Raw genomic sequence first — 10905 nt, 5'->3', positions numbered from 1 at the left:
CTTTCCTACAAGGCGACCTCGCTCGACGACGGGATCGGCTGGGCGCGGCAGGCAGCCGCTGTCGCCGCCTGATCTTTGGCACGCAGAAGACATTTGCTGAGGTTGAGATGACACTCGTCACCTTCATCATTCCCGTGCGCCACCAGGACAATGCGCGCGACTGGAGCAGGCTCAAGGCGAATCTCGCCCAGACGGTTCGCTCGATATCGAGCCAGACCAACGACGACTGGCGGGGCATCATCGTCGCAAACGAGGGCGCCGATCTGCCAAATCTCCCCGAGCGCTTCAGTGTCGAACGCGTGACCTTTCCGCCAAACGATGCGCATGAGCGCGGTGGGGCGAGCAAGGAGGACTTCTACGACGCCTTCCGCGTCGACAAGGGCCGCCGCGTGCTGAAGGGCATGCTGCGGGCACGCGACAGCCGCTTCTTCATGATCGTCGACGACGACGATTTCGTGAGCGCCCGCCTTGTCCAGCACGTGTCGGAGAACCGAAACGCAAACGGATGGACCATCGACCGCGGCTATGTCTGGGACGACGGCGGCAAGCTCCTGCTCGGCTATGACGACTTTAACCATCTTTGCGGGACGTCATTGATAATCCGGTCGGACCTCTATGGTCTGCCCGACCGTTACGGGGATGCCTCTCCCGACTGGATGAAGTCGATGCTCGGCAGTCATATCCGGATTGCAGACATTCTGGCCGAGCGCGGTACGCCTCTGGCGACGCTGCCGTTTCGCGGCGCCGTCTATCGCGTCGCCCATGCCGGCTCGCACAGCAGGACGCCCGGTATCATGGCCAAGTATTTCCTGAACTGGGGCGCGCTCAAACGACCCAGGCGACTACTTCGCAATGCCTCACGGCTGCGGCTGGTCGGTGAGGCCGCGAAACGCGAGTTCTTCGGCAAAACCGCTGTTCGCCGGGATACATGATCACCCCGGGCAGGCCAACTTGATGGGAGAGGAGAGGAGCTTCTGGTCGGAGTGGCAGGATTTGAACCTGCGACCCCATCGTCCCGAACGATGTGCGCTACCAGGCTGCGCTACACTCCGTGACCAGACCGCGGGCTTATAGCCGTGGCACTTCGTTCCTGCAAGCGCCAATGGCGGCGCTTCTGTCGCATTTCTTCCGCTTTCGCCTTAAGGTCATACAGGTTTCAGTTTCCTGCGCGATAAACACTGCATAAAGGCTCGTGTAATAGGTATCGGCCACCCGCCTCGAAACACCCTGATTCCAGCCGCTTGGAGTTGCTGTCTTGCCCCTGAAGATCGTTAGCGAAGCCCGTCCCAACACCTTCGAGTTTGAAACCTCGGCGCTGATCAAGGCGTCCGGCTTTCGTGAGTATGATGCGCGCTGGTGGTTCGGCCATCCTGGCTCTGCGGAGCCGCCTGAGCTTAACCTGATCGGTGTCCAGGCGCTGGGCATGGGGCTCGGCACGCTGATCCGGCGCCTGGGCGCCGGCCCGGACATCGTGACCGGTCATGATTTCCGCTCCTATTCGCTTGCGATCAAGCTGGCGCTGGTTTCCGGGCTGATGGCCGCCGGCGCGCGAGTTAAGGATATCGGGCTGGCGCTGTCGCCGATGGCCTATTTCGCCCAGTTCGCGCTCGATACGCCGTCCGTGGCCATGGTCACCGCTTCTCACAACGAAAACGGCTGGAGCGGCGTCAAGATGGGGGCGGCGCGCCCCTTGACCTTCGGTCCGGAGGAAATGAGCGCATTGAAGACGATCGTCCTTGCCGGCGACTTCGACCTTGTCGGCGGCGGCTGCTATGACTTCGTTGCGGATTTCCGCAAAACCTATCTGGACGACCTGACCCGGGACAAGCGCATAGCGAGAAAGCTCAAGGTGGTCGCCGCCTGCGGCAACGGCACCGCCGGCGCCTTTGCACCGGAAGCGCTGGAACGGATCGGCTGCGAGGTGATTCCGCTCGATGTCGAGCTCGATCATACGTTTCCGAACTATAATCCAAATCCCGAAGACATGAAGATGCTGCACGCCATCCGCGACAAGGTGCTGGAAACGGGAGCCGACGTCGGGCTTGGCTTCGACGGCGATGGCGACCGCTGCGGCGTGGTCGACAACGAAGGCAACGAGATCTTCGCCGACAAGGTCGGCGTCATGCTCGCCCGCGACATCGCGCGACTGTATCCCGGCTCGACCTTCGTCGTCGACGTCAAGTCGACCGGATTGTTCAACACCGACGCCGCCCTGCGTGCCGATGGCGCCGTCACCGACTATTGGAAGACCGGCCACTCCTACATAAAACGGCGCGTGGCCGAGCTCGGCGCCGTCGCCGGGTTCGAGAAATCCGGTCATTTCTTCTTCAATCCGCCGATCGGGCGCGGCTATGACGATGGTCTCATCACGGCTATCGCCATCTGCCAGATGCTGGATCGCAGCCCGACCAGCAGCATGGCCGATCTCTATCGCGCCCTGCCGCTGACCTTCGGCACGCCGACCATGTCGCCGCACTGCGCCGACGAGCTGAAATACGGCGTGGTCGAGCGAGTCGTTTCCGACTTTCAGGCAATGAAGCAGGATGGCACTGTCTTCGCCGGCCAGAAGATCGCCGATCTGATCACCGTCAATGGCGTTCGCGTCGTTGCCGAGGACGGCACCTGGGGCCTGGTGCGGGCGTCGTCGAACAAGCCAGAGCTGGTCGTGGTGGTAGAGAGCCCGGTGTCGCCCGAGCGGCGCCGGCAGATGTTCGAAGGCGTCGATGCGGTGCTGCGCCGCAGCCCTGAGGTCGGCGCCTACAACCAGACGTTCTAGGTCCTTTCATTTCGGCGCGAGAAAGGCCACGATGGGGAAGCGGATCACGGGTTTCCGGTTGCAGCTGGTCCGCTCCCCCAGGTTTTCATCGGCCGATGATCTCTACAGGAACTCAGGCAGCGGAATAAGCCCGCTCAACGGCACGCCAGTCGAACTCCCGCGCCCAGTCGGCAAAACTGTGCCAGCGGACCTCCGGGAAATCTCGGTGTAAAGCCGCGATATCGACGTCATAGCCGACGCGGTCGAACCACTCGAACATCAGCGCCGTATCTTCGCTTTGTTGGCGGGCCACCGCGATTGGAATTGCCTGATAGTTGATCGGGCGGCCGATGGACTGCGAAAGGATCTTGGCCTGGTCTTCGCCGGACAATTCGCTCCCGGCGAAATCGAAGCGCTTGCCGAACACGCGCTCGCGCCGCTCGACCAGGGCGGCAACGAAGGCTCCGATATCGGCAAGTGCGACCAGCTGGAGGACACGTTTGGCAGGCATCGCAAAGGCATGCGTGCCTTGGATGAGCGCGCCGATCGACCACGGCGCGACGATATTCTCCATGAAGGCGACCGGCGCGCTGATCGTGTAGGGGATGCCGAGCCCGGCGACATGTTGCTCGACAAGATATTTGCTCTCGAAATGCGGAATACCGGTGTTCTTGTCGGCGTCGGCAACGGATGAATAGATCAAATGCCCGACGCCGGCAGCCTTCGCCGCGTCGGCGGCAAGGATCCCCTGGCGGGTTTCCTGTGCTATGCCAGCCTCGTAGCTGTTGCCCATCAGGAACATGGTATCGACGTCTTTTGCTGCCTTCACAACGGAGGCCGTATCGCCAAGATCGCTGGCCACGATCTCGACGCCTGCCGACGCCAATTGCCGCGCAGCATCGCTGTCCGGCCTGCGCGTTAGTGCCTTGACGCGGTGCCCACTCGACAGCAAGGCACGCGCAACTGCGCCGCCTTGCTGGCCTGTGGCACCGGTCACCAGAACGCTTCGTTTGGTGGTCATGTGTTTGCTCCTTCTTTTTCCGATGGAGCAAAATTAGGGTTTGTCACATTGATGCATAATTGCCTACAATTGGAAAACTTTGTGCCATGCAAGGATACAATGCTCGATCTTAATGATATCGTGGTGTTCGCTCGCGTCGTCGAAGCTGGCAGCTTCACCGCTGCTGCGCGGCTGCTTGCCATGCCCAAGACGACGGTCAGTCGACGCGTTGCCGCGCTCGAGCGTGAGGTTGGGGTTCGCCTGCTGCAGCGCACGACGCGCAGCCTCAACGTGACGGATGCCGGGCGTCTCTATTACGAGCAGAGCAGCCAGGCCCTGCGGACGATCGAGGAAGCAAATCTGCGCCTCGCGGAAGCGAGGGCGGAGCCATCGGGCACAATTCGCATCTCGGCGCCCGTTGGCTTCGGGGGTCATTTCCTCACAGCTGCTGTGGTCGACTTTCTGGCAATGTATCCGAAGACCAAAGTCGAACTTCGCCTGACTGACGACAAGCTCAACCTGGTCGAGGACGGCATAGACCTCGCTTTCCGCACCGGGGTTCTTCAGGATTCGACGCTGATCGCCCGCAAGCTCGGCTCCACGCACAGGCTGCTCTGCGCCAGCCCGGACTATCTCGCAAGGCGCGGGATGCCGGAATGCCTGGCGGATCTCGCACACCACCAGTGCGTCATCGCAGGCCCTTCGACCTCGGGCACCCATTGGGTGCTGGACGGGCCACACGGTCAGGAAACGGTCACGGTGGCCGGGCGCTTCGCCGCTAATGAAATGCAGGCGGTCGTTGCGGCCACGCTCGCAGGCTTCGGCATCGCCCAATTGCCGCACAGCATCGCCGAGCCCCTCATCAATGGAGGGCGGCTGAGCCGCGTTCTCCGGGACTACACGACGCCGGTCGGCGGGCTGCATGTTCTATATCCGAGCAGCCGGCATCTCTCGCCCCTCGTCAAGGCATTCATCGTGCTTGCATCCGACCGGATTTCCAGTCGGGCAAATACAGCGGCTGACCAGCAGTAGCCGCGAGCCTCAATACGGGCTCGCCACATCGCCGATCTCGACATAGACCGACTTCAACTGCGAATAGAGCGCCAGCGCCGCCAGCGAATTTTCGCGGCCGATACCGGACTGCTTGAAGCCGCCGAACGGGATCTCGACGGGGGTCAGATTGTAGGCGTTGATCCAGCAGGTGCCAGCCTGCAGCTCGGCGATGACGCGGTGGGCGCGTCGCAAGTCGCGCGTGAACACGCCGGCGGCAAGGCCGAATTCGGTGTCGTTGGCGCGATCGATCACCTCGTCCTCATCGTCGAATTTCAGCACGCTCATCACAGGCCCGAAAATCTCCTCGCGGGCGATGCGCATCGTGTCGGTGACGCCGGTGAAGACCGTCGGCTCGACGAAGAAGCCGCCTTGGAAACCCTGCAGCGAGGGCACGTTGCCGCCGCAGGCGAGCACGGCGCCATCCTGCTTGCCGGCTTCGATATAGCCGATGACCTTTTCATGCTGGTCCTTGGAGACAAGCGGCCCCATCTGCGTCTCCTGGTCGAGCGGATCACCGATACGGATCTTCTTGGTCCGCTCGACTAGCCGTTCGACGAAACGGTCGTGGATACCCTTCTGCACGAAGACCCGCGTGCCGTTGGAGCAGATCTGGCCGGTCGAATAGAAATTGCCGAGCATGGCGCCGCCAATGGCGTTTTCGAGATCGGCGTCGTCGAAGACTATCAGCGGCGACTTGCCGCCGAGCTCCATGGTGGCATGCTTCATCTTCGAACCGGCGAGCGACAGCACCTTGCGGCCGGTCGGCACCGAACCGGTCACCGAGACCTTGGCGACGACATCGTGCCCGACGAGGCCGGCGCCGACATCGCCGTAGCCTTGCACGACATTGAACAGCCCGTCGGGCAGCCCAGCTTCGGTATAGATTTCGGCGAGCGCCAGCGCCGACAGCGGCGTGTTCTCCGACGGCTTGAACACCATGGCGTTGCCCATGGCGAGCGCGGGTGCCGATTTCCAGCCGGCGATCTGGATCGGGTAGTTCCAGGCGCCGATACCGACGCAGACGCCGAGGGCCTCGCGCCTTGTATAGGCAAAGGGTCCGCCGAGATCGAAGGACTCGCCATTATAAGCAGCGACCGCGCCGCCGAAATATTCGAGGCAGTCGGCTGCCGATGGCGCATCCGCCACCAGAGTCTCCTGGATTGCCTTACCGGTATCCAGCGTCTCGATGCGCGCCAGGTCGGCGTTGCGCGCACGCAATATGTCGGCAGCGCGGCGCAGGATGCGCCCGCGCTCGACCGGCTTCAGCCGCGCCCAGGCCGGTTGTGCTGCACGCGCTGCTTCGATCGCGAGTTCCAGCACGTTCGGCGTCGCCGAACGCAGCATCGCGATGGTCTCGCCGGTTGCCGGATAGATCACCGGCAGCGGCACACCTTGCTCGTCGTCGATGTAGCGTCCGTTGACATAGTGCGATGCCTTTGGCTGGGCGCGCATGAGAGTTTCTCCAAATTGTCTTTCGCCGGGGGCCGGCGGGCAGACAGTCCGCCGGATCATCGCCTATCTATCCGACACCTGCCAGCGCGGATTGATCCATGGTTCCTGGTTGGACGGCGCCTGCGGCGTGCGGCCAAGAATGTGGTCGGCGGCCTTCTCGCCGGTCATGATTGACGGTGCGTTGAGATTGCCGTTGGTGACGCGCGGGAAGATCGAGGAATCGGCGACCCGCAGCGCCTCGACGCCGATGACACGGCATTCCGGATCGACGACGCTCATCGGATCATCCTTGCGGCCCATCTTGCAGGTGCCGCAAGGGTGATAGGCGCTTTCGGCGTGATCGCGGATAAAGGCGTCGAGATCGTCGTCTGACTGAACGTGCGAGCCCGGCGAGATCTCTTTGCCGCGATAAGGGTCGAATGCCGACTGGCCGAAGATCTCGCGCGTCAGCCGGATGCAGTGGCGGAACTCGGTCCAGTCGTCCGGATGCGACATGTAGTTGAAGCGGATCACCGGCTTCGACTTGGGATCTGGCGAGCGCAGCGTGACAGAACCGCGCGACTTCGATCGCATTGGCCCGACATGCGCCTGGAAACCGTGCGCCTTCGCCGCCGCCCTGCCGTCGTAGCGGACCGCCGCCGGGATGAAATGATACTGGATATCGGGATAGTCGACGCCGGCGCGCGAGCGCACGAAGGCGGCCGCCTCGAAATGGTTGGTTGCGCCGAGACCCGACTTGAAGAACAGCCATTGCGCGCCGATCATTGCCTTGGAGAAGGGATTCAGCACCGAATTCAGCGTGATCGGCTGCGTCGATTCCTGCTGGATGTAGAGCTCCATATGGTCCTGCAGGTTGCGACCGACGCCGGGCCGGTCGGCGATTACCTGAATGCCGTATTCCCTGAGATGTTCGGCCGGGCCGATGCCGGACAGCATCAGGATCTTGGGCGAATTGATCGAGGAGGCGGCAACGATCACTTCACGTCGCGCCTTGACCACCTGAATCCGTTTGCGCGTTTCGATCTCGACTCCGGTGGCGCGTTGATTCTCGACGATCACCCGCCGTGCGAAACCCTTGACCAGGCTAACGTTTTTCCGCCTGAGCGCCGGCCTGAGATAGGCGCTCGCCGCCGACCAGCGGCGGCCGCCGCGGATGGTCTGTTCCATCGGCCCAAAGCCTTCCTGCTTCGCGCCGTTGTAATCGTCGGTCAGCTCGAAGCCGGCCTGACGGCCTGCCTCGACGAAGGCGCCGTAGAGTGGATTCGTCCTTGAGCCGCGCTGCACGGTCAGCGGGCCGCCGTGGCCGCGCCAGCCATTCTCACCGCCGTTGGCGTCCTCCATGCGCTTGAAGTAGGGGAGCACGTCGGCAAACCCCCAGCCGGCCGCGCCCTGTTCGGCCCAGTGGTCGAAGTCGCGGGCGTGGCCGCGCACATAGACCATGCCGTTGATCGAGGACGAGCCGCCGATGACCTTGCCGCGCGGCGTCGCCAGCACGCGGCCGCCGAGATGCGGCTCCGGCTCGCTGGCAAAACCCCAGTCGTAGAGGCTCATGTTGAGCGGGATCGACAGCGCCGACGGCATCTGGATCAGCGGCCCGATGTCGCTGCCGCCAAATTCGATGACGATCACCGAATATTTGCCGTCTTCCGACAGCCGGTAGGCCATGGCCGAGCCGGCCGAGCCGGCGCCGATGATGACGAAATCCGCCTCAAGCATGGTTCATATGCGCCATGAAATCGGTGAGCGAGACATTGCCGCCGGTTGCCACCACGAGCACCGTCTTGCCGCTCACATCCACCTTGCCGCCGAGCAGCGCCGCAAGCGATGCAGCGCCCGAAGGTTCCAGCACCAGCTTCATCCGCTCGAAGGCGATCCGCATCGCACAGCGCACCGATTGGTCGTCGACGGTGATGCCGCGAACGCCCGCGGTCCTGACCGCTGCGAACGGCGCGTCGCCGGGTTTTCGCGCCATCAGCCCGTCGCAGATCGATTTCGGCCCGATCGGCATGGCCTCGATGGCGCCATTCGCCAGCGACGCGCCCATGCCGTTGAAACCTTCCGGCTCGACGCCGATGATCTCAGTCGCCGGGGACAGATAGTGGAAAGCCAGCGAAACGCCGCCGATCAGCCCGCCGCCGCCGACCGCGCAGAACAGCAGATCGGCGCTGGCATTCCTGGCATCGAGTTGCTCGAGCGCCTCCAGCCCCGCACCAGCCTGGCCGGCGACGATCTCGGGGTCGTCGAACGGATGCAGCAGCGCCAGCCCCTCGGTCTCGGCGATCTCGCGCGCCTTGGCGGCGGCAACCTCCTCACGCGCGCGTTCGCCATGGTCGGTCAGCACCACGCGCGCGCCATAGCCGGCCGTTGCGTCGCGCTTGGCGGCCGGCGCGTCGATCGGCATGACGATGGTAACCGGAATGCCCAGCGCCTGGCCGGCGGCGGCCAGTCCTTGTGCGAAATTGCCGGAGGAATAGGCGACGACGCCCTTCCTGGCTTCATCGGGCGACAGCCGCTTCAGCCGCCAATAGGCGCCGCGCACCTTGAACGATCCCGCCCATTGGAGCGATTCCGGCTTGACGAAAACATGGGCAGCTCCGGTCTCCCTGGCGAGCGCCGCCGATTCCAGCAATGGCGTGACCTGCGTCGCCTTGGCGGTGACGGCATAGGCCTGCCTGAGATGATCTAGGGAGGGCACAAGGGGTGTCATCATTCGCCTCGCGGATACCTTTTGCTCTCTTCGAGATTGTCGAGGTTCATATGATTGCGCATGTAGCGCTCAGATGCCTTCTGCAGCGGCTGGAAATCCCAGGGGTAATGGGTGCCGTTGCGCAGCGCCGGATAGACCACCCAGCGGCGCGCCTGGCTGGTCCGGACGGCGGCGTCGAAAGCGGCCATGTCCCAGCGCGCCTGGACCTTTTCGGTGAAAGCAGCCAGTAAGGGGGCATGAGCCGGGTCGGCGGCGAGATTGGTCAATTCCCGCGGATCCGAGTCAAGATCAAACAGTTGCGGCGGATCGATCTCGCAATGGATGAATTTGTATCGGTCGTCGCGGATCGCCACCATCGGCGCGTTGGAGCCTTCGGCCGCATATTCCATCAGCACGGGTGCGGTGCGCGTCTTGCTGTCGAGCAGCGGCAGCAGCGACTGGCCGTCGGTCCATGGCGCAATCGCGCTCATGTCGATGCCGGCGAGGTCGCAAAGCGTCGGGGTGACGTCGAGATTGGAGACTGGGGCCTTGATCAGTCCTGCTGGTACGCCCTTGCCGGCGATCATCAGCGGCACCCGCGCCGAGCCCTCGAAAAAGCACATCTTGAACCACAGGCCGCGCTCGCCGACCATGTCGCCGTGATCCGAGCAGAACAGGATGATGGTATCGTCGAGCATGCGTGTTCGCTTGAGAACATCCAGAAGCTCGCCGAGCTTGTCGTCGACATAGGAGATGTTGGCGAAATAGCCGCGCCGCGCGCGGCGGATCTGCTCCGGCGTGATCTTGAAGCTGTCATAGTCGCTGGCCCGGTAGAGCCGCTGCGAATGCGGATCCTGCTTGTCGTAGTGAATGAAGCCCACCTTGGGCTCAAGCGCCGGGCAGTCCTCGTAGAGATCCCAATAGCGCCGCCGGGCGACATAGGGGTCGTGCGGATGGGTGAAGGAAACGGTCAGGCACCATGGCCGGCGCGAAGCGTCGTCGGAGACGCGGGCGAAATCATAAAGCTTCTGCACCCCATGGAAGGCAACCTCGTCGTCATACTCCATCTGGTTGGTGATCTCGGCGACGCCGGCGCCGGCCACCGAGCCGAGATTATGATACCACCAGTCGATCCGCTCGCCGGGCTTGCGATAATCCGGCGTCCAACCGAAATCGGCCGGATAGATGTCGGTGGTCAGCCGTTCCTCAAAGCCATGCAACTGGTCCGGCCCGACGAAATGCATCTTGCCCGACAGGCAGGTGTAGTAACCGGCTGCCCGCAGGTGATGGGCGAAGGTCGGGATCGACGAGACGAATTCGGCGGCATTGTCGTAGACTCCGGTGCGCGATGGTAACTGCCCGCTCATGAACGAGGCGCGGCCCGGCGCGCAGAGCGGCGAGGCGGTGTAGTTGTTGGCAAAGCGTGCCGAGCGGGCGGCCAATGCCTTCAAATGCGGCACGTGCAGGAAGTCCGCCGGCCCATCCGGGAACAATGTGCCGTTGAGCTGATCGACCATGACGATCAGGAAATTGGGTCGCTTGGACGTCACTGTGCGCTCCGCCGGCTGAGTTTCGTTTCGAGATAGTCCTCGATCAGTGCGATCGCGGTCACGGCATTGGGCACGCCGTCCTTCAGCGCGCGCCTGATATAGAGCCCGTCGATCAGCGCCGCTGTCGCCTCGGCGACCCGGTCGGCTTCGCTTCTCGGCAGGATGCCGGTCAGCCCGCTCAACAGATTGGAATGCAGGCGCCGCGCATAGACCTTGAGCAGCCGGCGCAGCGCTGACGATTTCTGCGCCTCCACATAGAAGGCGAGCCAGGCGGCGATCGTTTCCGGGCGGAACTGGACGTCAGAGAAATTGACGGCGACCACCGCCGAAACGCGCTCGCGCGCCGTGCTGGCCGATCGAAGCGCGCGCCGCATATCGGCGGTCAGCTCCGCCGGGATGTGCCGCATTG

The 10905-nt window shown here is 63.4% G+C and carries 9 protein-coding genes and 1 tRNA gene; 3 read left to right on the top strand and 7 right to left on the bottom strand.

What is annotated here, in order from left to right; genetic code table 11:
• The first annotated feature begins 107 nt into the window (after positions 1-107).
• Positions 108-932, top strand: coding sequence for a galactosyl transferase (locus tag EOA85_RS16100; RefSeq protein ID WP_065010395.1), 825 nt, complete (start codon positions 108-110; stop codon positions 930-932).
• 43 nt (positions 933-975) lie between these two features.
• On the opposite strand, the gene EOA85_RS16095 is transcribed toward EOA85_RS16100, so the two are convergent.
• A tRNA-Pro gene (locus EOA85_RS16095) sits at positions 976-1052 on the bottom strand.
• Between the two features lie 203 nt (positions 1053-1255).
• Here EOA85_RS16095 and EOA85_RS16090 point away from each other — a divergent pair.
• On the top strand, positions 1256-2776 hold the full coding sequence (locus EOA85_RS16090) for a phosphomannomutase/phosphoglucomutase (protein WP_127210288.1): 1521 nt from the start codon (positions 1256-1258) through the stop codon (positions 2774-2776).
• Between the two features lie 112 nt (positions 2777-2888).
• Here the strand turns inward: EOA85_RS16090 and EOA85_RS16085 are convergent, their stop codons facing one another.
• Positions 2889-3776 (bottom strand): NmrA/HSCARG family protein, encoded by an 888-nt coding sequence (locus EOA85_RS16085; protein WP_127210286.1) that lies wholly within the window; start codon positions 3774-3776, stop codon positions 2889-2891.
• A 99-nt stretch (positions 3777-3875) separates the two neighbouring features.
• Here EOA85_RS16085 and EOA85_RS16080 point away from each other — a divergent pair, with 99 nt between their 5' ends.
• Entirely contained in the window at positions 3876-4787 is a 912-nt protein-coding gene (locus tag EOA85_RS16080) for a LysR family transcriptional regulator (protein WP_065010398.1), read from the top strand.
• 9 nt (positions 4788-4796) lie between these two features.
• Here EOA85_RS16080 and betB read toward each other — a convergent pair whose 3' ends face one another.
• The 5 genes from betB to betI all read right to left on the bottom strand — a co-directional run.
• Entirely contained in the window at positions 4797-6260 is a 1464-nt protein-coding gene (betB, locus tag EOA85_RS16075; RefSeq protein WP_065010399.1) for a betaine-aldehyde dehydrogenase, read from the bottom strand.
• Between the two features lie 63 nt (positions 6261-6323).
• On the bottom strand, positions 6324-7976 hold the full coding sequence (gene betA / locus EOA85_RS16070; RefSeq protein WP_065010400.1) for a choline dehydrogenase: 1653 nt from the start codon (positions 7974-7976) through the stop codon (positions 6324-6326).
• Positions 7969-8970, bottom strand: coding sequence for a threonine/serine dehydratase (locus EOA85_RS16065; RefSeq protein ID WP_065010401.1), 1002 nt, complete (start codon positions 8968-8970; stop codon positions 7969-7971). Before EOA85_RS16065 ends, betA begins: the two co-directional genes overlap by 8 nt.
• Positions 8967-10496: a choline-sulfatase gene (gene betC / locus EOA85_RS16060; RefSeq protein ID WP_065010402.1), complete on the bottom strand. Its 1530-nt coding sequence runs from the start codon at positions 10494-10496 to the stop codon at positions 8967-8969. The genes EOA85_RS16065 and betC overlap by 4 nt, the downstream gene beginning before the upstream one ends.
• The coding region (gene betI / locus EOA85_RS16055) for a transcriptional regulator BetI (protein WP_127210284.1) at positions 10493-10905 on the bottom strand (413 nt) is incomplete at its 5' end. The genes betC and betI, both read right to left, overlap by 4 nt.

Origin of the sequence: Mesorhizobium sp. M5C.F.Ca.IN.020.29.1.1, assembly GCF_003997375.1 — a bacterium.
GTDB classification, from domain to species: domain Bacteria; phylum Pseudomonadota; class Alphaproteobacteria; order Rhizobiales; family Rhizobiaceae; genus Mesorhizobium; species Mesorhizobium wenxiniae.
The sequence above is the reverse complement of the archived record's forward strand: the minus strand, read 5'-3'. Positions and strand labels throughout refer to the sequence as shown.

Bases quoted from the DNA above. Each gene is read 5' to 3' on its own strand.
- EOA85_RS16100 (WP_065010395.1), top strand. From the start codon at position 108: ATGACACTCGTCACCTTCATCATTCCCGTGCGCCACCAGGACAATGCG.
- EOA85_RS16085 (WP_127210286.1), bottom strand. From the start codon at position 3,776: ATGACCACCAAACGAAGCGTTCTGGTGACCGGTGCCACAGGCCAGCAA.
- EOA85_RS16080 (WP_065010398.1), top strand. From the start codon at position 3,876: ATGCTCGATCTTAATGATATCGTGGTGTTCGCTCGCGTCGTCGAAGCT.
- betB (WP_065010399.1), bottom strand. From the start codon at position 6,260: ATGCGCGCCCAGCCAAAGGCATCGCACTATGTCAACGGACGCTACATC.
- betA (WP_065010400.1), bottom strand. From the start codon at position 7,976: ATGCTTGAGGCGGATTTCGTCATCATCGGCGCCGGCTCGGCCGGCTCG.
- EOA85_RS16065 (WP_065010401.1), bottom strand. From the start codon at position 8,970: ATGATGACACCCCTTGTGCCCTCCCTAGATCATCTCAGGCAGGCCTAT.